The sequence below is a fragment of the Neobacillus sp. SRL179 genome (assembly GCF_984799095.1).
The window spans coordinates 1,524,093-1,548,002 of record NZ_OZ481792.1; the positions used below are offsets into that span (position 1 = coordinate 1,524,093).

A 23,910-nucleotide genomic window follows, 5' to 3' on the forward strand; every position below is an offset into this window, starting at 1 on the left:
AAAAAGTTGCCGGGGGTTAACCCGGCAACTTTTTTAATGATGATTTTTTCTGGATCTTGAGTATAACAAGAGAAAATAACTTAATACACCAAACAGGCAAGTAATAAAAAACGCATGTAACAGTGCGATATAGAGGTTTAATCTAGAAAAAATAATGAAAGCACCAGCGATTACTTGTAAAGAAACAAGTACAAAGGAAATCATCCAACCCCAATATAGAACCTTTTGATCTTTATAGTACCGAACAGCCAAATAAAAAATATACGCAATCCAGATGAAAATAAGACCTGCTGCAGCTCGGTGACCCATTTGCACCCATTCATACATATTCGCTGGCAGCGCGGGTGCATCATTTAAGCATAAAGGCCAGTCTCGGCAAATAAGGCTTGCTTTCATATGACGAACTAATGCTCCTGTGTAAATGACAAGATAACTATAAATAGAGACACCCACAATATGAAAACCCATTCGTTTATCTATGTAGAGTTTTTCTGCATCAAATTTCTTATCAATCTCAAATATTAATAGGGTTAGTAATAGTACCGATGCAAAAGATATAAGAGAAATACCAAAATGCAAGGCAAGGACAAAACTTGATTGCCCCCATAAGACAGCGGCTGCACCGATTAAGCCTTGTAAAAGTAAAAAGCAAATCGATAGTAAAGATAAAAATTTCGTTTCTCTTATGTGGCCGATAGCCTTCCATGACCAAATAGAAAGGACCAGCACCATAACGCCGCCTGCTCCAGAGACAAGACGATGTGCCAACTCAATAACCAACTCGGGAGTTATCTCTGATGGAACAAACTTCCCGTTACAAAGTGGCCAGGATCTCCCGCAACCCATACCAGATCCTGTTTTTGTTACCAATGCACCGCCAATTAAAATAAATATCATTCCGATTGTAGTGGCAACTGCCAACCACTTCAAAGAACGTCGCAAAAAATTCACCTCTTAAAAAAGTTCAATAATTTGTCATTGGATAAACCTGACAGTATAATAAATGAAAAGTCACTAGTAGTAAAAGTACTTACTAATCATAACGAATAAAGTCAAAAAAGAACAGAATTTCATCATAGTTTTTTAGAGAACTTTTCTATTTAAAGTCCATGAGATGAATAATTTCTACATTCCACTATTATTATAGTGGAAATAGTTGAAATAACCGGGTTCTTAATTTTTAGTCTTTTAGAAATATATATCCAATCAAATGGCTCACCTGTAATTTTTAGGGAAAATTATAAATGTTCTTGTGTAGGAAACCTGTAATTTCTAGTATTTATCATTTATCTTTTTATAAAGGTATAGTAATCAAAGGATGAAAATAGTAAAAGATGTCGGGGAATCAAACTATATTCGAACAAAGTCACAATTTAGATAAAAATTATTCAAAAAAAGTTCACAAAAATAACTAAAAGTGTGATTTAATATACAGAGATAGATTTAATGAATCACTACTTTTTTTGCTAATCATTCAATCGACTGCTTTTGAATAAATAGAAAGATATATGTTCTTACCCATATAATTATTACTTTAATAATACATGGCTAATAATGTATAAGTATTTATGTCCCGTAATTGGTGAATATTTGTAGTAAGGATTAGGAGGAATAAATATGTCTAACACAAAGGCTTATGGTGAAACGGCCATTGAAAATGGCTCAACAGGCCTCCATACACTTGAAAAGACAACCGTTTGGAAAGACTTTATGGCACTTATCAAAATTGGAATTGTTAATTCTAATTTAATTACTACGTTTACAGGTCTCTGGCTGGCACTTCATTTCTCCGGCCAAAGCTTTTTAAGTAATTTAGATATTATATTTTTTACTGTAGCTGGTTCATCTTTAATCATTGCAGGTTCATGCGCAATCAACAATTATGTTGATCGGGACATTGACCATTTGATGGAAAGAACAAAAGCGAGACCAACTGTAACAGGGAAAATCATCCCTGCAAAAGTATTAGCTTTAGGTATTTTCTTAATTGGACTGGGAACACTTTGTTTATTCTTTACAACGATGACTGCAACAGTAATTGGACTGCTTGGAGTTTTTAGTTATGTTTTCCTCTATACATTGTGGTCCAAACGCCAATTAGTTTCTAATACCATTATTGGCAGCATTTCAGGAGCTGTGCCCCCGCTAATTGGCTGGGCAGCAGTAGATGCAAATTTAGATATTATGGCATGGGCACTGTTTGTTCTAATGTTCGTATGGCAGCCGCCGCATTTTTATGCGCTTGCCATGAGAAGAGTGAATGAATACAGAGCTGCTAATGTTCCGATGCTTCCAGTAGTAAAAGGATTTAAGACTACCAAAATTCATATTTTGGTTTGGGTAGCAGCACTTCTTCCAATTCCATTTTTTCTTACCAAATTAGGAATCCCATTTCTGATTCTAGCATGCGTTTTAAATATCGGATGGCTAGTATTAGGGATTTATGGATATAGGATCAAAGATGACATAAAGTGGGCAAAACTAATGTTTGTTTATTCTTTGCAATATTTAACTATTATTTTTGTAGCAATGGTTATCGTTACACTAATTTAGTTTTGCTTCGATTCTTTCCTTTGGAAAAGGGGGATATATCCCTTTTCCTAAGAAGAGTAATGATACGGCTTTACAGCTTAAATAGTAAGCCATTATTATTTCTCTTCATATCGGAGAGGATCACCTACATACTTCTTTGACCAAACAATATTATTAGAATTCATTAGTGAAAGAGGGGTTTGATTAAGCGATGAAAAGGCTTGCTAAGTGGCGCTTGGCTTCGTTATTCGCGATTTTAGCGCTTGTACTTTCCGGTTGTGGTAAACCGTATTTGTCAGCATTAAGACCAGCCGGTGAAGTTGCAGACATGCAATATGATTTAATGAAGATAAGCACCTATGTCATGGTAGGAGTGATCCTAGTAGTAGTGATCATATTTGTTTTGGTATTTCTCCGTTTTAGAAGAAAAGATGATAAGATTCCAAAACAAGTAGAAGGAAGTCATAAATTAGAGATTATTTGGACGACTATTCCTATTCTTTTACTATTGATATTGGCTGTCCCTACTGTTGCAGCAACATTTAAACTTGCTAATGTTGACCCAATGGATAAAAAGGACTCAAAAGCACTTGTTGTTAATGTAAGATCACATTTATACTGGTGGGATTTTGAATATCCTGGCCAAAAAATTGTTACAAGTCAGGAATTAGTTGTTCCAACGAATGAGAAAGTGTATTTTAACTTGAAATCTATGGATGTAAAGCACTCATTCTGGATTCCTGCTGTTGGTGGGAAAATGGATACCAATACTGATAACATTAACAAGTTTTGGTTGGAATTTGATGATAAGCGGGCAAATGAGGCTGGAAATCTTTTTTACGGGAAATGTGCTGAGCTTTGTGGACCATCACATGCTTTAATGGACTTTAAGGTAAAAGCAATGACTCGTGATCAGTTTGATGATTGGGTATCTGATATGCAGAATGTAAAGAAACCAATCAAAGCGGATACAGATTTAGCTGCACAAGGCCAAGAGATTTTTAATAAAAGCTGTATTGGCTGCCATGCTGTAACACCTTCTAACAATATGCCTGATACTGCTCGCCTTGCACCAAACCTAACTAACTTTGGTGAAAGATCTCGTGTGGCAGGTGTTCTAGATCACAATAAAGAAGACTTGAAAAAGTGGATTAAAAATCCTGAAACTTATAAACCAGGTAATATGATGACTGGTAAATATGATATAAATGATGATCAAATTGATGCTGTTGCAGAATATTTAATGGGATTAAAAGTTCAGGACTAAAAGGGGATTTGTTTGAAAGGGAGGTAAAATTGTGAGTACCATGGCTCAAAAAAAGGGATTTGGCGCAACTCTATGGGACTTCTTGACAACAGTCGACCATAAAAAAATCGCTATCCTATATATGATTGCAGGTGGATTTTTCTTCTTAGTAGGCGGACTTGAGGCTGTATTCATCCGCATCCAGCTTGCAGTACCTAATAATGATTTTGTTAGTGCTGGTGCATTCAATGAAATAATAACCATGCACGGAACCACCATGATTTTCTTAGCAGCAATGCCGCTTCTCTTTGGTTTTATGAATGCGGTTATGCCCTTGCAAATTGGTGCACGCGACGTTGCGTTTCCATTTGTAAATGCATTAGGATTTTGGCTATTCTTTTTCGGTGGAATATTTCTTAATCTATCTTGGTTTTTAGGCGGAGCGCCTGACTCTGGTTGGACGTCATATGCTTCTCTTGCTTTACATTCCAAAGGACATGGCATTGACTTTTATGTACTTGGATTACAAATTTCAGGTATCGGTACCTTAATTGGTGGAATTAACTTTCTTGTAACCATTATTAATATGCGTGCACCTGGAATGACGTATATGAGGATGCCATTGTTTACTTGGACAACATTTGTAGCATCTGCGTTAATTTTGTTTGCGTTCCCTCCATTAACTGTCGGATTAACGTTGATGATGTTTGACCGTTTATTTGGAGGTAATTTCTTTGATGTAACAATGGGTGGTAACACGGTAATTTGGGAACATCTTTTCTGGATTTTTGGTCACCCGGAAGTTTACATTTTAATACTGCCAGCATTCGGTATTTTCTCGGAAATCTTTTCGATTTTCTCAAGAAAACGTCTTTTTGGTTATTCCTCAATGGTATTTGCGACCGTATTAATTGGATTCCTAGGGTTCATGGTATGGGCGCACCATATGTTTACAACTGGTTTAGGACCTGTTGCTAATGCAATCTTTGCTGTTGCTACAATGGCAATCGGTGTACCTACAGGTATTAAGATTTTTAACTGGCTGTTTACGATGTGGGGCGGAAGTGTTAAGTTTACTACTCCAATGCTTTATGCTTTTGCGTTTATTCCATCCTTCGTTATGGGTGGGGTTACAGGGGTTATGCTAGCAGCAGCAGCGGCAGACTATCAATATCATGATACGTACTTTGTTGTAGCCCACTTCCACTATGTAATTGTTGGTGGTGTTGTATTGGCAATACTTGCTGGAACACACTTATGGTGGCCTAAAATATTTGGCACCATGTTAAATGAAACATTGGGTAAAATTACTTTCTGGACTTTCTTGATTGGTTTCCATTTAACTTTCTTTATTCAGCATTTCTTAGGTCTTTGGGGTATGCCGCGTCGTGTATTCACCTACCTTCCAGGGCAAGGTTTTGAAACAGCTAACCTGGTAAGCTCCATTGGTGCAGCTTTCATGTCCGTCGGTGTCATCGTTATGCTTATTAACATTATTATGACTTCGGTTAAAAATGTGAAGGTTGGAAATGATCCATGGGGTGACGGAAGAACGCTCGAATGGTCTATTCCATCACCACCGCCATTCTATAACTTTAAGCAATTGCCGCTTGTTCGTGGTTTAGACGCTTACTGGATTGAAAAAATGGAAGGTAAAAAAGGAATGACACCTGCTGAACCACTTGGAGATATCCATATGCCAAATGCATCATTCATTCCGTTTATGATTGCTCTTGGTTTGTTCATAGCCGCATTTGGTGCAATGTACCATGTGGATAAATTAGCATGGGCATTACCGGTTATGATTGTTGGTTTACTGGTAACATTTGGATCAATGCTTATTCGTTCAATTAAAGATGACCATGGATTCCATATTCATAAAGAAGAATTACAGGATGAAAAGGGGGCTAAGGCATAATGCACGCTGAAGAAAAAATGACGTATGAAACATGGCCTGCAGAGCCGGAGAAATCAACCCTTGAAGCAAAAAATAAATTTTTAGGTTTTTGGTTATTCTTAGGGGGAGAGACAGTTTTATTCGCTTCTCTCTTTGCTACCTATCTTGCGTTAAAAGATAAGGTTCCGAATACAAAATTACCGTTGGCACATGATTTATTTGAATTACCACTAACATTTGTAGCGACTATGCTGTTATTAACCAGTTCAATTACAAGTGTCTACGCTATGTATCACATGAAGAATTATGCTTTTAAGAAAATGATGCTTTGGCTTGGCATTACAGTCTTATTAGGTGCAGGATTCCTTGGACTGGAAGTTCATGAATTTTCACTTTATGTCCACGAAGGACATACATTTTCTAGCAGTGCGTTTGGATCTGCCTTTTATGCATTAGTTGGATTTCATGGAGGACACGTAGCCTTTGGTTTGTGTTGGATTCTGTCATTGATGATTCGTAACTCTAAACGAGGCTTGAGCCTTTATAACGCTCCTAAATTTTATGTTGCCAGCCTATACTGGCACTTTATCGATGTAGTATGGGTGTTTATCTTTACTGTAGTCTATTTGATGGGGATGGTGGGGTAAGATGTCAAATCAGCCATTAAGCTCAGGTAACCCAAGAGTTGACCTTGAATATCGCCGCAAAAAGAGTGCTGAAGAGATGCGCTATCAAGTGGTTTCCTTTACCTTGATGCTTTTCTTAACATTTGTGGCATTTGCAGCTGTTGCGATGAAAGGATTTACGGCTTGGTTTACCGTTCCTTTTATCCTTCTTTTAGCAGCGGTACAAGTTGTTTTTCAATTGTTTTATTTTATGCATATGAGTCATAAAGGTCATGAGGCTCCAACATTATTTCTTTTTTCAGGATTAATGGTTGGATTAATTACAATATTGACATTTGTTACGATTATTTGGTGGTAAATGAAAAAAGAAAATCGGCTTTAGGCCGATTTTCTTTTTTTCATAAGGTATCATGATTCAATATTTGCTGCCTAAACATTCTTTAGATATAATAAAGACAAGTCTTTTACTATATATTGAGGTGAGATTAAGGTGCTGACAATAGATATATTTGGATTTAAAGCCCTTTGGAGCCCGTATTTTTTGTTCATTTTAATTGTTTTAACTGCTTCTTATTTTCTGTTGACCATTAAATATAGAACAAAGTTCAAAGGCAGTGAACCATTATCCGTTAAGCAAGCTTCATTTTTTTTAACGGCAATGATTTTGTTGTACGCTATCAAGGGTTCACCGTTAGATTTAATGGGACATTTACTGTTTTATATCCATGGGATTACGATGGTTATTTTAGTCTTTTTAATTCCGCCTTTGTTTATTTTATCTATTCCTGCCTGGTTATGGAGAACAATACTCAATAGTAATCTTATTGGCCCAGTATTTAAGTTTTTTACAAAACCAGTATTCGCTGTAATTTTATTTAATGGATTCTTTTCCTTTTATCATATCCCACTTATTTTCGATCACGTGATGCAGAACCGCTATTTACATGCTGGTTATTCAATACTCTTATTTATTTTAGCTGTCGGTTTATGGTGGTCTTTAGTAAATCCATTGCCTGAATTTCAAACATTAAGTGGTATAAAAAAGGTAGCCTATATTTTTGGGAACGGTATATTAATCACTCCCGCTTGCGCTTTAATCATTTTTTCTGATACTTCACTATATGCCACTTATCATGATCCAGAAGTTTGGGGGCGGGTGATGAGTTTATGTGTAGGAAGCTCAACATTTGCAAACTTGAATATAAGCGGCCCAGAGTTATTTAGCTCGATGACAGTAGTTGAAGATCAACGGCTTGGTGGAGTGGTAATGAAGATTATTCAAGAAATCATTTACTCTGTTGTTTTAGGTCAAGTATTTTTTGAATGGTACCGAAAAGACCAAGAAGATTCCGAACGAGAACTTAACAATCAGCGTTTAAACCCTACACTCGTTGAATAACTCCCATGATCAATGGGAGTTTTTTTATGAAGGTCCAGTATTATTTGAAAATAATAGGGAACTAATCTAAAATGAGGTTAGACTATTTAAAAAGTGAGGACAGGAAATGAACTCCATACCGATTTTACCTACCATTAGTACTTCTTTTATCGTTTTAAGTGCGATAACGGTTGCCATTGGCTGGTGGCAAATAAAACAGAGGAAAATTGAAACCCACAAAAAAACAATGTTTGTTGCTGGTATTTTTGCACTAATCTTTTTTATCATTTATGCAACTCGTACTATTTTTATAGGGAACACATCATTTGGCGGACCAGAAGAAATTAAAATTTACTACACAATCTTTTTGGTTTTCCATATTACTTTAGCAACGATTGGAGCGGTATTCGGTATTGCTTCTTTAACAACAGGTTATAAAAATAAATTATCCATTCACCGCAAGCTCGGACCCATTACAAGTATCATTTGGTTCTTTACGGCTATCACTGGTGTAGCAGTTTATTTATTATTGTATGTTGTTTATCATGGTGGGGAGACTACCTCGATGATAAAAGCAATTCTTGGATTTTGACCAACAGGTGCGGAATAGGGCATTTAATTTTTAATTAATTTATTTCTTGGTCATGATCTATACAAAAAAGGAAGAGCGATGGAAAAAATCCAGCGCCCTTTTTTTTTGGTTTAGGAAATTATAAATTTGAAGATTTGTGATATCTTTTTACTGGTTGAGACTAGTCCAGCTCCAGCACCCTGCGGCTAGTGTCCTTCGCCCATCTCCCTACGATAAGTCAACATCGAATCGCTAACGCTCTTCGTGTTTCCTTTATCTCAGTCGATGTGCTCCAGGCCATACGCCGCTAACCGGGCGCTTGTGCTTTTGTTCTTATTTTACTGCAAACGTACTTACTTCTTCGCTTATTTTTTCTAGAATCTTTTTGCATTGATTTACAAGTGAAGTTGGAAAGTTCTCACCTTCGCCATATTCCACGCCATGTGGGTAATAATGCTTCCCTAAAAGCGGCTGTAACAATTGAATGGTTGCCTTAAAGGTATCTACATCGCCCTCAGTTGCAAAACCTTGGATACGCAAATAAAATACCCCTTCTTTTAATTCGAATTTACGGTCATATGTAACACGATCATAATCCCACTGTCCAGCTCGAACTAGCCCATTCACATGCATAACGTCATCTAAACGGTTTAAATCTGCCTTCAAATTTTCAATGCCAGTATTCTCAAATTTCATCGACATACCCTCCTAAAAAACAATTACCGAACCCCAGTGTTTCGATATTGGATTTACAGCAAATATAATTCATTTTAATAATAGTTGAAATTGAATCAACTTGCAATGAATAGATACAAACGAATAAAACATTCATGATTGGCAGAACCTAAACTATTAGAAAGGCGAACAAAAATACTTTGGAGGCAAAAAGTATGAAAAAAATTCGTGATATTATGACAGATAATGTTGAATGTTGTACATTGTTAGATAACATGTATGAAGTAGCTGTAAAAATGAAGGAACAAAATGTTGGCGCCATTCCTATTGTAGATGGGGAGCAACTTGTGGGCATGATAACCGATCGTGATATCGCCATCAGAGGGGTTGCTGACAAACATCCAGGATCAACCAAGGTAGAAGACATCATGAGTACGGCAATGGTAACTGTTAGTCCTGAAGCTTCAAGTAAGGAAGGCGCAAAGTTAATGGCAGATCATCAAATTCGCAGGCTGCCTGTGGTTGAGAATGGAAAGTTAATCGGTATTGTATCTCTAGGTGATTTTGCTATACGGGAATTGACAGATGATCAAGCAAAAGAAGCACTAACTGAAATTTCTGAGCAAGATTATAATGGCCTGCAACATTAAAATTATTATACAAATATTAAAATTTCTACAAAAAACAGGTACAATATGTACCTGTTTTATTTATTAAGTGTTAATTTATCTGACATTTTTGATTATGTTTATTACTAATCAACATATAAATGATATAATTATTTTATCAATACATATAATGATAGAAAAGTAATAGAGAGAGGGTGAGTGCCTCTGCGAACGCTTAGTAGAATACTGATACTTTCCGTTGTTTTTTTAACAATTGGTTTTTATGTAAGTATAAATGAAAAAAATGATAGTGATGTTTTAATCAAGGAAGATCATACTTTAGAAATGAAACAACCATTACCACAAGATAATAAAACCGGTAATAAAATATCCTTAGAAAAACCTAATGAAGGATTGGCATTATGGATTGGACAAGACGTTACTAGTATAGAAAAGGAATTTGGGTTACCTCAAAGAATCGATGAGTCTTTGTATGGCTATCAATGGTATATCTATAATCAAAGTAATAACCGTTATTTGCAGGTTGGTGTTGAAAATAATCGAGTAGTGACAATCTTTGCGATCGGGGAAACCCTGGATGTCTCTCCATTTGAAATTGGGCAACCTGTTGAGGAAATTTTCAATTCAATATTTTTTGATACAAATATTAAACTTGAACTAAATGGAAATACCTATCAGTTTGAATTAAATGATACTGATTTAAACCTTCGGCCGATGGTTCAACTCGGAAATATTTTTGTTCAGTTATATATTGATAAGTTTACTGGTAATCTTTCAAGTGTGCGGTTTTTAGATGCTGAAACATTAGTGAAGCAGCGCCCATATGAACTTGTATATAGTGGGGAATTAATTCAGCCTCCAGTTCTAAGTGATGATATTATACAGTTAATTGAACAAAGTACAGAACAGCAGATTTTTGATCTCACCAATGTGCTGCGAACTAGGCATAAATTAAAACCGCTAGTTTGGGATGAAATAACCGCACAAGCTGCTTTTGAACATAGTAGAGATATGGCTGTAAACAATGATTTTTCCCATACATCCAAAAAATTTGGTGACCTTGCTAAACGGTTACAGGCGGCAAAAGTAGTGTATAAAGCGGCCGGAGAAAATATTGCAGCAAACTATACAGATGGTCCTGCTGTCGTAGAAGGCTGGCTTAATAGTAAAGGGCACAGGGAATCTTTATTAAATAAAGAGTTTTCCCATATTGGTGTTGGAGTTTACCAAAAATACTATACGCAAAACTTTATTGAGAAACTGGAGCAATAGGAAAAATGCCAGCTTGAAATAATGTAAAAGAAAAAGGTGACGGGAATCACCTTTTTTTTCGTTCATAATGGCTGAACAGGAACTTTTTGCCTTCCCAATAGCCATAAATTGTAATAGTATCTCCTACAGTAAAGGCATCTACTTTCATGGATTTTGTTACAGGAGTTATTTTTTTGGCGCTTATTACTTTTGTGGCGGTTTGTATTGTAACCGTTTGTATATATAGATATCGGTTGTAGTAAAATCGTTGTTTCTCATAACCAACCTCTTTTATTGTACCAGTTAAAACTGCTTCTTGCTTTACGTTCCCAGCTTCTAGCCACTTCTTGTCTTGTTCTTTCATTTCTTTTCTTGTTTTCAAAAAAAAATACAGACAAATGATTGGGATGACAATGGCAGTAACCATTATTTAAACGCCCCCAATGATTATTTACTTATGATAAAAAATGTTCCTGTTGCATAGGCGATTTTTTTTCCGTCGCTTCGAAAAGCTTCACCAGCTATAACCATCGTTGAGCTGCCCTTATGGATAAGTGTAGATTTACAACGAAGTGTTTCGCCCACTCCAGGCGCTATATAATGAATATTGAGCTGGTTTGTCACTGCTCCAAAGCCCTCAGGAAGCTGTCTATTGGCCAAGACACCCATAGTCGTGTCAAGGACCGTTGCTGTAATTCCCCCATGAACAATATTGAGGTTATTTTTTATGACTGAATTAATAGGTATGGTAATTTCACAGGAATTTTGGTCAAAGGAAGGTTCCATATGAAGAATGCCATCAATATATGTACTCCTGTTTCTGTTAATCTTTTTTTGAACACCTTCTAATAAACTTTTAATTGCCAGTAAGTCTGTTTCCGATCCGTTTTCAAGACATGATTCTAATAGTTGCTGTAATTGGTCTTTCATATACTGTAACCTCTTTCATCTCTTTTTCATTTCTTTTTGACATCTTACCACTTAGACACAAAATTATAAATCATTTTACAATGATTTGATGTATCACCTTTCAATTTTTTCAACATATCGTATTATTGGCGATGAATATGGGCAGAGGTGAGTAAAATGACGCAAAAACAATTGCACCCAACCGTACTCCAATTTAAAGAATTTGTTAAAAACAATCCGAGCATTATTAAAGAGGTACGGAATGGAAAGGCGACATGGCAAGAATTATATGAAGATTGGTACTTATTAGGGGAAGACGATAAACGCTGGGAAACCATTGGTAATGATACTAGTGCAACAACCGATTCAACTAATGAGCCAAAAGCGGATTGGATGTCCAATATTTTGGGGATGGTGAAAAAAATGGACCCCAATCAACTACAAAATCATATTAATAACTTGAGTCAGGCAATAGGTGCGATTCAAGGTGTTATTTCCCAATTTCAAGCTAATAATCCAAACGGGGCTGCTGGTCCACTAAAGAGTCAAGAAGGTCCTAGACATCCCTTTTCTTTTCGAAAAGACTAAACAGGAAGGGACAATGGAACAATGAGAAAAGATGTATTAAATTATTTAGAACGACAAAAAGAATTAAAGCAATTTGTTCGTGAACAACCCCAGTGGTACCGGAAACTTTCCCGGAACCCCAATGATTTACAAGCATTGGAAATAGCTTCCTTACATTATTATCGTAAAACCATTCCAGATCAGGTAGAGAAATTTTCCAATAGTGTTCAAATGGCGTCCATGATGTACAACATGTTTCAAGCAATGAAAACACAAAATTAACAATAGACCACATTGGGATAATATGTGGCCTTTTTTGTGTAGAAAGGAACAAGACTAAAAATAGTAAAGGAGGCGAACAATACATGATAAAGGAGTGATGGTGTTGAGGAAATTCATCCTGTTTTCTATCCTTGTATTTCTATTAACCGGAATACTGACTGGGTGTCAGAGGGATCTACCAAAGCCAGAAACAAAACCGAAAATCGTGCCTATTAATCAGGCAAGTAATGTTTATGCAGATATACTACCTGTCTCTAGTCAAAATGGACAAGATATCCCCTCTATATTTGTTCATCATCAAATAAAAGGGAACCAAGTACTAGTTGAATGTATTATTAAAGGCGTAAGTTTTCGTACATCTGATCATTCCAAACAAAGGGTTGGAAAAATAATAATTTGGATTGATGGAATTAAGAAAACGGAAGTTTCTTCAGCTGCCTTTATTATTAAAGGTCTTACACCTGGAAGGCATAAGGTAAAACTTGTGGTAGTAAACTTAAACACAAATGAGCCCTATGGTTTATCCAAAGAATTTATGGTAAATATCCCTAAGTAATTTGAAACTTTCGCTTTCGTCCTATTTTCATGGTAAAATAGCTATGGAGGTGGGCGAATGTGCTTGCTACATTAGAAAGAATTGAGCTCCTAGATCATGCTGAGGGATTAGCAAAAATGGTATTGGAATCCGAAATAGTGGAACAATATCAAATATGTTTATATAAAATGCAAAATAGCATAGAAACACAGCAAAAAATTAATAGGTTTACGAAACTAAAGGAACAATATGAAGAGGTTCAGCGGTTCGGAAAATACCATCCTGACTATAAAACAGTTATGATGCAAATTCGTGAATATAAACGGGAAATGGATTTAGATCCCTTTGTTGCTGAATTCAAAATCGCTGAAAATGATTTACAAAGCCTCTTGGATGAAATAAGTATTTTAATTGGCGGTGCTGTTTCGGAATATATCAAAGTCCCTACTGGAAATCCCTTTTTTGATAGTGGGCATGGCAGTGGCTGCGGCGGTGGCGGCAGTTGTGGATGCAGTTAAAAAATCAGCTTTCGGCAGCTGATTTTTTTGTATAATCTTTTTTTAACGTCCAGTTTATGTTAGAAGTGTGAAAAGTTTGAATTGAAATAGAAGGATTTAATGTGCTAGACTTATGTAAAATGATGGTTTTGCTGAAGGGGTAAAAAGTATGTTTGTTCAAAGACAGGGATTAGTTGTTTGGTTGTATTCTTTAAAACAGGCAAAAATGCTTAGGCGTTTCGGAAACGTTCATTATGTTTCAAAAAAGTTGAAATATGTTGTATTGTATTGTAATCAAGAAGACGTTGAGACAATAATGGAGAAATTAAATGCTTTTTCGTTTGTTAAGAAAGTAGAACCTTCATATAAGCCATTCTTAAGAATGGAATATGAGAACTCAGCTCCCGATAAAGCGAAGGAATATGATTATAAAATGGGAATTTAAAAAGGTGAGGGCAGTGACCCTCACCTTTCTTTATTGTAGTGGCGAAATAAAATGGTTTAATCTTAATATTCCGATTAAATACTGATAGTATAGTTCTTTTTCATTAAAAATAATGGATGGCTTTACAGATAATTCGTGAATTTGTTTACCAAGGGTTTGTGCTGTTTGCTCAAAAAGATCATACCTTTTATTTGAAACCTTGCTTGGATTAGGGATCCCTTCCCGACAAATATAAAGTGCTTGAAACTTTCCTGGATTGGTGGGTTCAAGGATTACAACTAAGGAGGTCACATCTTTATTGTTAATTGTTGAATGTAGAGCAATCATGTGGTGCAAACGGTGTTGATTTGCCCTTGCAAGTTCAAACAGCTCATACACATCTGAATATCCTTCTCCTAGTTCAATGAAGCGCTGTATCAAATGAAACTCCCCTTTATGTATTGATTCATTCTTACTTTATTAATAATAAAACAACTTATAAATAAAAAAAACCCTGCAGAACATTCTGCAGGGTCCTTCTACATCCTCTTAAAGGATAGAAGGCAAAGGGAGAGGAGAAACCGGAGGAAGAACTTATGGGGAAACGTAAGTCTTCTCCGCGGTTGGCAACAACATCCTCGAATTGATGTTGTTAATTACATTATTTCCACAACCAGAAAGCTTATACGTCTTTTTTATAAATTTTAATTTGAGCCTCAATTGCTTAATAATTTAGCAAAACACATGAAATATAGGAAGAACAGATTGTCTCTTTTTTATAGTTTATGATAGGATGGATTAAGAAAAAAATTAATTTCCAACAAAATGTGGTGATATGTCCATGAGAGTCGTTTCAGGTATATGTAAGGGGAGACCGCTTAAAGCTGTTCCAGGAAATACGACACGCCCGACAACGGACAAGGTGAAGGAAGCTTTATTTAATATGATTGGTCCTTATTTTGATGGCGGAATTGGGTTGGATTTATTTGCTGGCAGCGGTGGTTTAGGTATAGAGGGACTTAGCAGAGGATTGGATAAAGTGATCTTTATTGACCGTGAGGCAAAGGCTATTCATGTTATTCAAGAAAATATTAGAGCGTGTAAATTTGAAGAGAAGACAGAGGTTTTCCGAAATGATGCGGAAAGAGCATTAAAAGCACTAATAAAAAGAGAGATATGTTTTGATTACATATTTTTAGATCCACCATACAAAAAACAACAACTTGTTAATTTAATGGAAAAGATGGATCAACAGGAAGTAGTCCAACCTGATGGAATTGTTGTGTGTGAACATAGTTTTGACGTGGAATTACCTCAAACGGTGGGAAAGTTTACACAAATAAAACATGAAAAGTATGGAATCATTGCTGTAACAATCTATTCCAATAACTCATTGGGTAAGGGGGAGCCAATTTGACAAGGATAGCCGTTTGTCCAGGCAGTTTTGATCCAATTACATATGGTCATTTAGATATTATCAAAAGAGGTGCCAAAGTATTTGATACGGTTTATGTGAGTGTTTTAAATAACTCATCTAAAAATCCGTTGTTTAGTGTTGAAGAGCGAATGAATTTAATCAAAGCTGTAACAAAGGATCTACCAAATGTTAAGGTAGATGTCCATTCTGGGTTACTTGTTGATTATGCTAAGGCCGTAAATGCAAATGCGATCATCCGTGGATTGCGTGCCGTTTCAGACTTTGAGTACGAAATGCAAATTACTTCAATGAATAGAGTATTAAATGAAGACATCGAAACCTTTTTTATTATGACTAACAGTCAATATTCCTTCTTAAGCTCAAGTATTGTGAAAGAAGTAGCCAAGTATAACGGGGATATCTCCACTTTGGTCCCACCTATAGTCGAAAGAGAACTTCACAAAAAGTTTAAGCGAATATAAGAAAAAGGAGCTAGGGATTTTAGTCGCCCTAGCTCTTTTTCATCCGAGTAAATAAAATACACACATATAATAGCAGTGAGAAGATCGTGATAAGTGGGCCAAGTTCAATCATCCTATGGTAAAGGTGATTTGCCCAGGAGCCTTCACCAAAAAAGGCGACCGGTAAGGTATTGGAAGGCTGTTCATTACTATTGAAGCGAACATAAATGGGTTTCCATAATACAATAGTAAACACACTTGCGAAAAATCCTTGGATAATCCTTGCAAAGAAAAAGGGTTTAAATCTAATATCGGTTTGAGCTAGAATACTGGCTACTTGTGCTTGGACACTAAAGCCGCTAAAAGCAAGGATAAAACTTGTAATTACTGCTTTTTGTAACAGGGTTGCATCCTGTATTTGACTCGTTAGCTGGCTCCCTAAAGTAATTTCAAATAAGCCTGAGATAAAAGGGATGCTTAACATTTCTGGGAATGACAGGGAGGAAAGCAGGAATTCAACTGATTTTGCCAAGGTCGCAGTTATATGTAAATGATAGAGTAATTTGCTAATTACAGAGAATATGATAATAAAGCCGCCAACCATTAAGAGGGTTTGGATGGATGAATTAACAGCATCACCTAACAGTTTACCAATTGGCCGTTTATCTTTTAACCTTGTTTGGTGTAGTGTAGAAAAGGCAGTTCGAAGATTAAACCTTTTTCTTTCTTCGTGCGATTCTTCGGAAGAATCGCTTCCATAAAACCGCATTATAATCCCTACACAAATATTCCCTAAATAATGAGCAAGTGCAAGGATCATTCCTAAATGTGCATTATAAAAGAAACCTACTGATACAGCTCCAAAGATAAAAAGTGGATTGGAGGAATTAGTGAAAGAAACAAGCCTTTCTGCTTCAATTCGGGTTAGTTGGTTTTCTTGCCGTAAGCGTGCTGTAAATTTCGCTCCTGCAGGAAATCCTGAGGCCATGCCCATTGCCCAAACAAACCCTCCTACCCCAGGTACCTTAAAAAGCGGTCTCATTAGGGGTTCTAATAGAAAACCGATAAACTTGACCACCCCAAAGCCAATTAACATTTCAGAGACAATAAAAAAGGGGAGCAGGGAAGGAAAAACGATTTCCCACCACATATTAAGGCCGCGAATTGATGCTTCAAATGATTCCTGTGGAAAGGAAATGAGCGAGGCAGCAAAAACTGTGACAGAAACAGATAAAAAAATAGTCTTTAGTTTAGAACGAAACAATGAAGGGACCTCCTTCCAAGCAATTGTTCAAATTGTGCAAATCGATTATTTCAATGCTAAAATAGAAATTATTCGCATGAAATGTCAATATGACTTGTCCTCATATAAATCAAATATACTCATAGAACAGCAATTTAGACCATAAGATTGAACGAGATTTCTTTTGAATTAGGATTAGGAGGTCAATAGTATGGAGCACCCAAAAATAGGTTTAGCACTTGGTTCTGGTGGTGCACGAGGGTTTGCTCATTTAGGCGTAATTATGGCATTAAAAGAAGCTGGAATTCCGATTCATTTGATTGCTGGCAGCAGCATGGGAGCACTTGTAGCTAGCTTTTATGGGGCGGGTATAGATTTAGATCGGCTATATAAATTATCTACTGCATTTAAAAGAAAGTACTTTTTGGACTTTACAGTTCCGAAGATGGGCTTTATCTCGGGAAAAAAAATCAAAGAATTTATCAGGGTATTTACACATGGGAAAAATATTGAGGACCTCTCTTTACCAATTGGAATTGTAGCAACAGATTTATTAACAGGTGAAAAAGTTATTTTTCATAAAGGTCCTGTTGCGGAAGCGGTAAGGGCAAGCATCTCCATCCCGGGTATATTTGTTCCGGAAAAGGTTAATGGAAGGATTTTAGTGGATGGTGGTGTATCGGACCGAGTGCCAATATCAGTTGTCAAAGATATGGGAGCCGATATTGTCATTGCAGTTGATGTTTCAAGGGTGAAAAGGAACGCTGAAATAACGACTATATATGATGTTATTATGCAGAGCATTGATATTATGCAAATTGAAATTATCAGCAACAGGGAAATCTCTGCTGATATTATGATTAGACCACCTGTTGAAATGTATAGTTCCAGAGCTTTCACTAATATTGAAGATATCATTAATATTGGCCGAGAAGAAGCACAAGGGCAATTAAAACAAATAGAAACAGTTATTGCACAGTGGAAGGGGTAACAGGAGCATGAATAAAAAGGTTTATACGTGGGCAACCATATTTTTGGCTGTGATTCTCATTGGTGGAATGTATTTTACATTGCCATACTATGTATCAAAACCAGGAATGGCTAAGGAATTAGGACCAATCATTACCGTTGAAGGCGGCGATAAGGATGAAGGAAACTTTATGCTGACCACGGTAAGAATGGGAAGAGCCAATATCTATTCATACCTGGAAGCTAAGTTGCGTAAATATGAAGAACTTTATCCATTGGATATGATTTTATACGATAAGGAAACTGAGGAAGAGTATAATGCAAGACAGCTGCATATGATGGCCGGATCGAAATTAAATGCAATTGAAGTGGCCTACCGAAAAGCAGGATTGCCAATTCACTATAAATACAAAGGTATTTATGTTGTCCAAGTTGTTCCAGGTATGCCCGCAGAAGGGAAAATTCATGCGGGTGATCGAATCTTTAAGGTGGATGGGCAGGAGTTTTCTTCATCAGAAAAATTTATTGAATATGTTGGTAAAAAGAAGGCAGGAGATACCGTCACATTAACATACGCAAGAAATAAAAAAATTAGCGAAGATAGAATTAGTCTTCAGACTTTTAAAGAAGATCCCACTAAAGTTGGAATTGGGATTTCGCTCGTAGATGATAAAGAGATCACGGTTAACCCTAAGGTGAAGGTGAAAACCGATGAAATTGGCGGCCCATCGGCGGGATTTATGTTTTCTTTGGAAATATATAACCAATTAATAAAAGAAGATCTAACGAAAGGTTACCAAATAGCTGGAACAGGTACGATTGACGAAAAAGGAAATATTGGACCAATCGGGGGAATTGAGCAAAAAATTGTTGCCGCAGATAAGGCGGGGGCAGAAATTTTTTTAGCACCTAATGAAAAAGGGAAAAAGGATTCTAATTATCGCGATGCAGTAAAAACTGCTAAGGATATTCATACGAAAATGAAAATTATCCCCGTTGATACTTTTGATGAAGCTGTGGAATATTTAGAAAAGTTACCAGAAAAGTAAAAAAAGATGGCGTGCAGCCATCTTTTTTTATTCGATAAATAGGGGCGGCTGCTTATACTCTTGATTCAACAAGTCATGATTCCGATCATTTTGAATACCAAGAGAGTACACCCGTGCAGCTTTTACATCTAGTAGAATTTCTTTTTCCTTATAAGACGAAAGTTTTGAGACAAGGGGGAGAGTAAAATCCTTTTTCCGTTTATTCAAATAGTCTTTTCCTTTGCTGGTCATTCCTAAAAGCCTTAAATAAGATGCTTTTTCCGGTAGGTTCTCCAAATCCCTTTTTTTTGTATTGGTTAAGATATGGACACATAATCTTTGCAGCCTTGTCCATGTATATCGTTTTGTTTTGATTTTTTGCATAAAATCTTGAAAGCTGCTGGATATTAAAGCGGTAGTTAGTAATCTGTTTTCAAGTCCTTCTTCCATTTCATAGATTTCTCTGAGCTCCTCTGGACTGGATTGGAGGAGGCGATATTGTAAATAGTTCCAATAATTTTCCCATTGATGAAATCCATGAAAATGGTTATGGTACGCAGTTAGTAATTGTTTTGTTTGATTAGGTACATACTGGGAAATTTGAGTTTTACCGTTCTCTTTTGTAAATATAGCTTTTCGAATACTAGTTGCACTCGCAATGGTTTCAGAGGCAAAATGCTCATCATGATAATCAGCATTTTTTCTCGCAACCGTTAACGGCTTAACCATACTACCTTGTTTATAAATAGCTTTTATGTATTCTATTCCAAGAATATTATTTGGTTTAGTTAGATCTAAAAATTTGTTAGCGTCAGGCAACTCGTGAAAGGCAAGTGACATTGCTTTTGGATAACTAACACCAGTATCGATAAATCGATTAATATTTTTTTGAAAGGATAGTTGCTGCTTTTCTACAAATTCAATTGTCTGGAAGAAATCGAGTAGACTTCCGCTCTCGCTTCCAAAGCAGATGGACTCGCAGCCCACACCATCCAGGATGGAGATTGCCCCATTTGCGAACGTTTCAGCCTTTTGTACAGCGAAGCGGTACGGAAGTTCAAAGACAAGGTCCACCCCATTTACAAGCGCCATCTTCGTCCGGTACCATTTAGAAACTAGTGCTGGTTCTCCTCGCTGCAAAAAATTCCCGCTCATCACAGCAATCACAACATCAGCGTTAGCAGCTTCCTTCGCTGCTTTTAAATGGTAAGCATGTCCATTATGGAAAGGGTTATACTCGACAATTACACCAACAGCTTTCATTAATAATCTCCTTTTAGAAATTTACTAACATTATAGCAAATATTTAAGGAAACCATTCAAATATTATGATAAGATAATGTAGATGTTTGTAAACGACTTAACTGGATACACTATAAAAGAAAATTTCTTTTTTAGTGTTTGCAAATTAGTGTTTTGCACCTGACGAGGTGTAAAGAAAAAACATTGACAAAAATATTATCGAAGGCTATAATTACCTTTGTTGCCTTGGGGTGATTCAATTGAAATGGACATTAAGTCAATTACAAAAATATCGAAACAAGGTTTTTCTGATTGATGAGACGATTCGTGTGGACGAGATTAAACAAGTTGATCCTACCATTCGCGAAGTTTCTCCGATGCATATAACAGGTCGGGGTGATATCGATTCAACCAAAGTGACTTTCCATTTAAAAATCGAAGGTCATTTAATACTTCCTTGTTCTCGTACTTTAGTGGATGTAAAACTTCCAATTAATGTCGAAACAACTGAAACTTTCCTCTTGCAAGGTTCAGTTTATGAAACTGAAGAGGAAACATATCAAGTAAAGGGCGATGTGATTGATGTTATGCCGGTCATTCGTGAAATTCTTTTACTTGAGGTTCCAATGCAAGTATTTTGTGATGATGTCGAGTCTGACAATGAAGATGCTGCCCCGCAATCTGGTAAGGATTGGGAAGTTATTCATGGAGAAGATCAATCTAAAAAGATTGATCCAAGACTAGCAGGACTTGCAAAGTTTTTTGACGAAAACAATTCTTCCGATTCATAATCGGCAAATCTAAGAAGCAAAGTGAAGAACCAGCATTTCCTGGCCTTCATTACTTTCTTAATACTCTTTAAGGAGGTGGGAAGAATGGCTGTACCTTTTAGAAGAACTTCTAAAACTGCAAAAAGAAAGCGTCGTACTCATTTTAAATTAAACGTACCTGGTATGGTAAGTTGCCCAAACTGTGGTGAAATGAAACTTGCACACCGCGTATGTAAAGCTTGCGGAACATACAAAGGAAAAGACGTTGTTAACGACTAATTTCTGTTAGGATAAAAAGCACAAGGAGCAAATTGCCCTTGTGCTTTTGTCGTTTCTATAAAAAAGATGGACGTGTTAATATTATCTTGCTTACATATGATAACTGCTCCATTATTAGTAGAAGGTACACAGTTGGGAAAGGAGACGAAGTAAAAATGTCTTATACAATTGAAACACTACATAAGGGTTATTTGCTATTTACCATCACGAGGAATGAAAAAAGGAATGCAATCAATTATGCGGTAATGGATGGGCTATCCAAAGCTATTAAAAGGGCTGCAGAATCGGATATAAAGGCACTCATTATCACAGGTGCGGGCAAACGTGCCTTTTGTTCCGGCGGAGATTTGTCTGTTTTTCACTCTCTGCATACGAGTGAAGAGGTTTATCCGATGCTGTCTAAAATGGCAAACATTCTATATGCATTGCTAACTTTACCCATTCCAACCATTGCTCTTATAAATGGAGCAGCGGTTGGAGGCGGTTGCGAGCTTGCAGCGGCTTGTGATTTTCGTTTGGCCCGTAAGAATATACAAGCAGGCTTTGTCCAGGGGAAGCAGGCTATTACAACCGGCTGGGGAGGAGCTTCAATCCTAGCAGAAAAACTTTTGCCTGCCAATGCAATGAAGCTATTAATGGAAGCTGACCTTCAAACAGCTGAACAGTTAAAAGAGGCTGGCTTTTTCAATGAGCTCTTTGAAGGGAATCCTCTTGAATCATGTGATGAATTCATTGAAAAAATGATAAAAATTGATGTGGACGTGCTGCATGCCTATAAACGGGTGTGGATTAGAAAGTGGGAGGAGTCAAATCTCCGCAAAAGAATAGAGGAAGAAATCAAAACGTGTTCGCTATTATGGGAAAGCGAACAACATCAAAACTATGTTCAAGGGTTTTTAAGTAAACAGCAATAAATAAAGATTAAAAGACAACTTGTGTAGAAGTCTATCTTTTCTAGTAGATGCATATGTATTATAAAAACACTAGGAGGGATGAACTGATGTCACCAACTCGACAGGACGCATGGTCTGGGGATGAGGATTTATTGCTAGCAGAAGTTGTCTTAAGGCATATCCGTGAAGGCGGAACACAGCTCCAGGCCTTTGAGGAAGTTGGAAAACAATTATCGCGAACTTCTGCTGCATGCGGATTTCGCTGGAATTCATATGTTAGAAAGCAATATAAATCTGGAATAGAACTAGCAAAGAAACAGCGCAAAGAGGTAAAAAAACAGGAAGTTCCCGTTGATGTTGAACCAGATGAAAAACGGGCGACCATGGATACAGTCGAGACCCCGCTTGGTAGTGAACAAGCTGCTATCCTTACATTCCCAGCTGTTATACAATTTTTAGAAGGACTCCATAATCAAGCGAAAAATTCAACCAATTTTGAAGAGGAAAGAAAAAAATCCCTAGAAAAGATTAAGGAATTGGAAAAGAAGACTTTCTACTTGGCTGCGGAAAATGAAAGATTATCAAAAAATTTAAAGGCGATAGAGGAAGATTACCGCTCATTAATTGAAATAATGGAGCGGGCAAGAAAAATGGTCGTTCTTCAAGATGAGGATAGACAACAAAAAGTGAAATTTCAGATGGATAAAAACGGAAATCTAGAAAGAGTAGAAAAATAGAAAAGCGGAAGCGCCCTGGTCAGCGGCGTATGGCCTGGAGCGCTCCAACTGAGATAAAGGAAACACGAAGAGCGCTAGCGATTCGATGTTGACTTATCGTAGGGCGGAGAGCGAAGGACACTAGCCGCTAGGGCGCTGGAGCTAGACAATTCTCACGGGAAAAACTAATAAATTCTTAAAATGAAAAAAGCGGACTTTACTTTGTCCGCTTTTTTCACTTTATTGATGTTGTGCTTCTACACCCTCTGGGTACCAGACCAATGGGTTTTCTCCGCGATCACGTTCCATATCGTATTCTACATTGATAAATCCCATCTTTGCCCAAAAACCACTTGATTGTACTCTAGGGTTTGTCTTAATTGGAAGACCGAAGCTCTTTGCAAATTCCACAAGAGCATTACCAAATCCTTTTCCTTGATAATCTGGTAATACTTCAAGCTTCCATAATTCTAAATAGTTTTGTAGTGGATAGAAATAGCGGTCAAATTTAGCATCAATTTGATATAAGCTCATCCGTGCTACTAGTTTGTCTCCAAAATAGATCCCGTAAAACGGCGACTCACTATCATCTTCAACAATGTTTGCTTCAAGGTCTTCGAGCATCGATAACTCTTGAATTCCGTATTCTTTAAATTTTTTAAACTCTTCTAGTGTTTTAAAATTTATCTTGAGTTTTTCCACTGTTGCCACCATAGTTTACCTCCTAGAAATGATAAAATAACAATCTTGTATATATTTAATTAGTCTTGAATAATATAGTATGAATTAATTTTCACATTATTCAAAATGGACTAATTTCATTATATAACAAAAATACAAAAAGTTCTTAATCTAACTGTAGAAAGCGTTTTC

Annotated in this window: 30 protein-coding genes; 22 read left to right on the forward strand and 8 right to left on the reverse strand. The window is 36.6% G+C overall.

The window, feature by feature from the left end:
- Positions 1-33: 33 nt before the first annotated feature.
- Positions 34-942: a COX15/CtaA family protein gene (locus tag AC4E8C_RS07570; protein WP_490211505.1), complete on the reverse strand. Its 909-nt coding sequence runs from the start codon at positions 940-942 to the stop codon at positions 34-36.
- A gap of 675 nt (positions 943-1,617) precedes the next feature.
- On the opposite strand from AC4E8C_RS07570, the gene cyoE reads away from it, so the two are divergent.
- The 7 genes from cyoE (at position 1,618) to AC4E8C_RS07605 (ending at position 8,271) form a co-directional block, all read left to right on the forward strand.
- Complete coding sequence (gene cyoE, locus AC4E8C_RS07575) at positions 1,618-2,553, forward strand: heme o synthase (RefSeq protein WP_490211506.1); 936 nt, start codon at positions 1,618-1,620, stop codon at positions 2,551-2,553.
- A gap of 190 nt (positions 2,554-2,743) precedes the next feature.
- Positions 2,744-3,799 (forward strand): cytochrome c oxidase subunit II, encoded by a 1,056-nt coding sequence (coxB, locus tag AC4E8C_RS07580; RefSeq protein WP_490211507.1) that lies wholly within the window; start codon positions 2,744-2,746, stop codon positions 3,797-3,799.
- A gap of 31 nt (positions 3,800-3,830) precedes the next feature.
- Positions 3,831-5,696 (forward strand): cytochrome c oxidase subunit I, encoded by a 1,866-nt coding sequence (gene ctaD / locus AC4E8C_RS07585; RefSeq protein WP_490211508.1) that lies wholly within the window; start codon positions 3,831-3,833, stop codon positions 5,694-5,696.
- Positions 5,696-6,322 (forward strand): cytochrome (ubi)quinol oxidase subunit III, encoded by a 627-nt coding sequence (locus tag AC4E8C_RS07590; protein ID WP_490211509.1) that lies wholly within the window; start codon positions 5,696-5,698, stop codon positions 6,320-6,322. The genes ctaD and AC4E8C_RS07590 overlap by 1 nt, the downstream gene beginning before the upstream one ends.
- A 1-nt stretch (position 6,323) precedes the next feature.
- Positions 6,324-6,659: a cytochrome c oxidase subunit IVB gene (gene ctaF, locus AC4E8C_RS07595; protein ID WP_490211510.1), complete on the forward strand. Its 336-nt coding sequence runs from the start codon at positions 6,324-6,326 to the stop codon at positions 6,657-6,659.
- Positions 6,660-6,791: 132 nt separating this feature from the next.
- Positions 6,792-7,700: a cytochrome c oxidase assembly factor CtaG gene (gene ctaG / locus AC4E8C_RS07600; protein ID WP_490211511.1), complete on the forward strand. Its 909-nt coding sequence runs from the start codon at positions 6,792-6,794 to the stop codon at positions 7,698-7,700.
- A gap of 106 nt (positions 7,701-7,806) precedes the next feature.
- Complete coding sequence (locus AC4E8C_RS07605) at positions 7,807-8,271, forward strand: DUF420 domain-containing protein (RefSeq protein WP_490211512.1); 465 nt, start codon at positions 7,807-7,809, stop codon at positions 8,269-8,271.
- 312 nt (positions 8,272-8,583) lie between these two features.
- Here AC4E8C_RS07605 and AC4E8C_RS07610 read toward each other — a convergent pair whose 3' ends face one another.
- Positions 8,584-8,946: a YugN family protein gene (locus AC4E8C_RS07610; RefSeq protein ID WP_490211513.1), complete on the reverse strand. Its 363-nt coding sequence runs from the start codon at positions 8,944-8,946 to the stop codon at positions 8,584-8,586.
- Positions 8,947-9,140: 194 nt separating this feature from the next.
- On the opposite strand from AC4E8C_RS07610, the gene AC4E8C_RS07615 reads away from it, so the two are divergent.
- Together AC4E8C_RS07615 and AC4E8C_RS07620 are read left to right on the forward strand one after the other, a co-directional pair.
- Positions 9,141-9,575: a CBS domain-containing protein gene (locus AC4E8C_RS07615; RefSeq protein ID WP_490211514.1), complete on the forward strand. Its 435-nt coding sequence runs from the start codon at positions 9,141-9,143 to the stop codon at positions 9,573-9,575.
- A gap of 303 nt (positions 9,576-9,878) precedes the next feature.
- On the forward strand, positions 9,879-10,826 hold the full coding sequence (locus AC4E8C_RS07620; protein WP_490211515.1) for a CAP domain-containing protein: 948 nt from the start codon (positions 9,879-9,881) through the stop codon (positions 10,824-10,826).
- A gap of 46 nt (positions 10,827-10,872) precedes the next feature.
- Here AC4E8C_RS07620 and AC4E8C_RS07625 read toward each other — a convergent pair whose 3' ends face one another.
- Positions 10,873-11,232: a hypothetical protein gene (locus AC4E8C_RS07625; protein ID WP_490211516.1), complete on the reverse strand. Its 360-nt coding sequence runs from the start codon at positions 11,230-11,232 to the stop codon at positions 10,873-10,875.
- A 20-nt stretch (positions 11,233-11,252) separates the two neighbouring features.
- Positions 11,253-11,735, reverse strand: coding sequence for a PaaI family thioesterase (locus AC4E8C_RS07630; RefSeq protein WP_490211517.1), 483 nt, complete (start codon positions 11,733-11,735; stop codon positions 11,253-11,255).
- Between the two features lie 156 nt (positions 11,736-11,891).
- On the opposite strand from AC4E8C_RS07630, the gene AC4E8C_RS07635 reads away from it, so the two are divergent.
- The 5 genes from AC4E8C_RS07635 (at position 11,892) to AC4E8C_RS07655 (ending at position 14,040) form a co-directional block, all read left to right on the forward strand.
- Positions 11,892-12,302 carry a YlbD family protein gene (locus AC4E8C_RS07635; RefSeq protein WP_490211518.1) on the forward strand — a complete coding sequence of 137 codons (411 nt, stop codon included), beginning with the start codon at positions 11,892-11,894 and terminating at the stop codon, positions 12,300-12,302.
- 21 nt (positions 12,303-12,323) lie between these two features.
- Positions 12,324-12,563 carry a YlbE-like family protein gene (locus tag AC4E8C_RS07640; protein WP_490211519.1) on the forward strand — a complete coding sequence of 80 codons (240 nt, stop codon included), beginning with the start codon at positions 12,324-12,326 and terminating at the stop codon, positions 12,561-12,563.
- A gap of 103 nt (positions 12,564-12,666) precedes the next feature.
- Positions 12,667-13,119, forward strand: coding sequence for a hypothetical protein (locus tag AC4E8C_RS07645; protein WP_490211520.1), 453 nt, complete (start codon positions 12,667-12,669; stop codon positions 13,117-13,119).
- 59 nt (positions 13,120-13,178) lie between these two features.
- Positions 13,179-13,616: a YlbF/YmcA family competence regulator gene (locus AC4E8C_RS07650; protein ID WP_490211521.1), complete on the forward strand. Its 438-nt coding sequence runs from the start codon at positions 13,179-13,181 to the stop codon at positions 13,614-13,616.
- A 148-nt stretch (positions 13,617-13,764) separates the two neighbouring features.
- Positions 13,765-14,040: a YlbG family protein gene (locus AC4E8C_RS07655; RefSeq protein WP_490211522.1), complete on the forward strand. Its 276-nt coding sequence runs from the start codon at positions 13,765-13,767 to the stop codon at positions 14,038-14,040.
- Positions 14,041-14,070: 30 nt separating this feature from the next.
- On the opposite strand, the gene AC4E8C_RS07660 is transcribed toward AC4E8C_RS07655, so the two are convergent.
- Positions 14,071-14,460 carry a DUF7147 family protein gene (locus tag AC4E8C_RS07660; protein ID WP_490211523.1) on the reverse strand — a complete coding sequence of 130 codons (390 nt, stop codon included), beginning with the start codon at positions 14,458-14,460 and terminating at the stop codon, positions 14,071-14,073.
- A 400-nt stretch (positions 14,461-14,860) separates the two neighbouring features.
- Between AC4E8C_RS07660 and rsmD the strand changes: the two genes are divergently transcribed.
- Both rsmD and coaD read left to right on the forward strand, forming a co-directional pair.
- Positions 14,861-15,436 carry a 16S rRNA (guanine(966)-N(2))-methyltransferase RsmD gene (gene rsmD, locus AC4E8C_RS07665; RefSeq protein ID WP_490211524.1) on the forward strand — a complete coding sequence of 192 codons (576 nt, stop codon included), beginning with the start codon at positions 14,861-14,863 and terminating at the stop codon, positions 15,434-15,436.
- The gene (coaD, locus tag AC4E8C_RS07670) at positions 15,433-15,918 is read left to right on the forward strand and encodes a pantetheine-phosphate adenylyltransferase (RefSeq protein ID WP_490211525.1); all 486 of its coding nucleotides are present in this window, start codon (positions 15,433-15,435) and stop codon (positions 15,916-15,918) included. Before rsmD ends, coaD begins: the two co-directional genes overlap by 4 nt.
- 28 nt (positions 15,919-15,946) lie before the next feature.
- Here the strand turns inward: coaD and ylbJ are convergent, their stop codons facing one another.
- Positions 15,947-17,161 carry a sporulation integral membrane protein YlbJ gene (ylbJ, locus tag AC4E8C_RS07675; protein ID WP_490211526.1) on the reverse strand — a complete coding sequence of 405 codons (1,215 nt, stop codon included), beginning with the start codon at positions 17,159-17,161 and terminating at the stop codon, positions 15,947-15,949.
- 190 nt (positions 17,162-17,351) lie between these two features.
- Here ylbJ and AC4E8C_RS07680 point away from each other — a divergent pair, with 190 nt between their 5' ends.
- Entirely contained in the window at positions 17,352-18,131 is a 780-nt protein-coding gene (locus tag AC4E8C_RS07680) for a patatin-like phospholipase family protein (protein WP_490211527.1), read from the forward strand.
- A gap of 7 nt (positions 18,132-18,138) precedes the next feature.
- On the forward strand, positions 18,139-19,158 hold the full coding sequence (locus tag AC4E8C_RS07685; protein ID WP_490211528.1) for a SepM family pheromone-processing serine protease: 1,020 nt from the start codon (positions 18,139-18,141) through the stop codon (positions 19,156-19,158).
- Positions 19,159-19,185: 27 nt separating this feature from the next.
- Here AC4E8C_RS07685 and AC4E8C_RS07690 read toward each other — a convergent pair whose 3' ends face one another.
- The gene (locus AC4E8C_RS07690; RefSeq protein ID WP_490211529.1) at positions 19,186-20,400 is read right to left on the reverse strand and encodes a nucleotidyltransferase; all 1,215 of its coding nucleotides are present in this window, start codon (positions 20,398-20,400) and stop codon (positions 19,186-19,188) included.
- A gap of 239 nt (positions 20,401-20,639) precedes the next feature.
- Here AC4E8C_RS07690 and AC4E8C_RS07695 point away from each other — a divergent pair, with 239 nt between their 5' ends.
- The 4 genes from AC4E8C_RS07695 (at position 20,640) to AC4E8C_RS07710 (ending at position 23,058) form a co-directional block, all read left to right on the forward strand.
- A complete protein-coding gene (locus AC4E8C_RS07695) occupies positions 20,640-21,170 on the forward strand; it encodes a YceD family protein (protein ID WP_490211530.1) in 531 nt (176 codons plus the stop codon).
- An 84-nt stretch (positions 21,171-21,254) separates the two neighbouring features.
- Entirely contained in the window at positions 21,255-21,428 is a 174-nt protein-coding gene (rpmF, locus tag AC4E8C_RS07700) for a 50S ribosomal protein L32 (RefSeq protein ID WP_024029176.1), read from the forward strand.
- Between the two features lie 155 nt (positions 21,429-21,583).
- Positions 21,584-22,342 (forward strand): enoyl-CoA hydratase/isomerase family protein, encoded by a 759-nt coding sequence (locus tag AC4E8C_RS07705; RefSeq protein WP_490211531.1) that lies wholly within the window; start codon positions 21,584-21,586, stop codon positions 22,340-22,342.
- A gap of 86 nt (positions 22,343-22,428) precedes the next feature.
- Positions 22,429-23,058 (forward strand): RsfA family transcriptional regulator, encoded by a 630-nt coding sequence (locus AC4E8C_RS07710; RefSeq protein ID WP_490211532.1) that lies wholly within the window; start codon positions 22,429-22,431, stop codon positions 23,056-23,058.
- A 219-nt stretch (positions 23,059-23,277) separates the two neighbouring features.
- Here the strand turns inward: AC4E8C_RS07710 and AC4E8C_RS07715 are convergent, their stop codons facing one another.
- The gene (locus AC4E8C_RS07715; protein ID WP_490211533.1) at positions 23,278-23,751 is read right to left on the reverse strand and encodes an N-acetyltransferase; all 474 of its coding nucleotides are present in this window, start codon (positions 23,749-23,751) and stop codon (positions 23,278-23,280) included.
- Positions 23,752-23,910: the final 159 nt, after the last annotated feature.

Coding starts and splice junctions, on each gene's coding strand:
- cyoE (WP_490211506.1), top strand. CDS start 1,618: ATGTCTAACACAAAGGCTTATGGTGAAACGGCCATTGAAAATGGCTCA.
- coxB (WP_490211507.1), top strand. CDS start 2,744: ATGAAAAGGCTTGCTAAGTGGCGCTTGGCTTCGTTATTCGCGATTTTA.
- AC4E8C_RS07590 (WP_490211509.1), top strand. CDS start 5,696: ATGCACGCTGAAGAAAAAATGACGTATGAAACATGGCCTGCAGAGCCG.
- ctaF (WP_490211510.1), top strand. CDS start 6,324: ATGTCAAATCAGCCATTAAGCTCAGGTAACCCAAGAGTTGACCTTGAA.
- AC4E8C_RS07605 (WP_490211512.1), top strand. CDS start 7,807: ATGAACTCCATACCGATTTTACCTACCATTAGTACTTCTTTTATCGTT.
- AC4E8C_RS07610 (WP_490211513.1), bottom strand. CDS start 8,946: ATGAAATTTGAGAATACTGGCATTGAAAATTTGAAGGCAGATTTAAAC.
- AC4E8C_RS07615 (WP_490211514.1), top strand. CDS start 9,141: ATGAAAAAAATTCGTGATATTATGACAGATAATGTTGAATGTTGTACA.
- AC4E8C_RS07620 (WP_490211515.1), top strand. CDS start 9,879: ATGAAACAACCATTACCACAAGATAATAAAACCGGTAATAAAATATCC.
- AC4E8C_RS07625 (WP_490211516.1), bottom strand. CDS start 11,232: ATGGTTACTGCCATTGTCATCCCAATCATTTGTCTGTATTTTTTTTTG.
- AC4E8C_RS07630 (WP_490211517.1), bottom strand. CDS start 11,735: ATGAAAGACCAATTACAGCAACTATTAGAATCATGTCTTGAAAACGGA.
- AC4E8C_RS07635 (WP_490211518.1), top strand. CDS start 11,892: ATGACGCAAAAACAATTGCACCCAACCGTACTCCAATTTAAAGAATTT.
- AC4E8C_RS07640 (WP_490211519.1), top strand. CDS start 12,324: ATGAGAAAAGATGTATTAAATTATTTAGAACGACAAAAAGAATTAAAG.
- AC4E8C_RS07655 (WP_490211522.1), top strand. CDS start 13,765: ATGTTTGTTCAAAGACAGGGATTAGTTGTTTGGTTGTATTCTTTAAAA.
- rsmD (WP_490211524.1), top strand. CDS start 14,861: ATGAGAGTCGTTTCAGGTATATGTAAGGGGAGACCGCTTAAAGCTGTT.
- AC4E8C_RS07680 (WP_490211527.1), top strand. CDS start 17,352: ATGGAGCACCCAAAAATAGGTTTAGCACTTGGTTCTGGTGGTGCACGA.
- AC4E8C_RS07685 (WP_490211528.1), top strand. CDS start 18,139: ATGAATAAAAAGGTTTATACGTGGGCAACCATATTTTTGGCTGTGATT.
- AC4E8C_RS07690 (WP_490211529.1), bottom strand. CDS start 20,400: ATGAAAGCTGTTGGTGTAATTGTCGAGTATAACCCTTTCCATAATGGA.
- rpmF (WP_024029176.1), top strand. CDS start 21,255: ATGGCTGTACCTTTTAGAAGAACTTCTAAAACTGCAAAAAGAAAGCGT.
- AC4E8C_RS07705 (WP_490211531.1), top strand. CDS start 21,584: ATGTCTTATACAATTGAAACACTACATAAGGGTTATTTGCTATTTACC.
- AC4E8C_RS07710 (WP_490211532.1), top strand. CDS start 22,429: ATGTCACCAACTCGACAGGACGCATGGTCTGGGGATGAGGATTTATTG.
- AC4E8C_RS07715 (WP_490211533.1), bottom strand. CDS start 23,751: ATGGTGGCAACAGTGGAAAAACTCAAGATAAATTTTAAAACACTAGAA.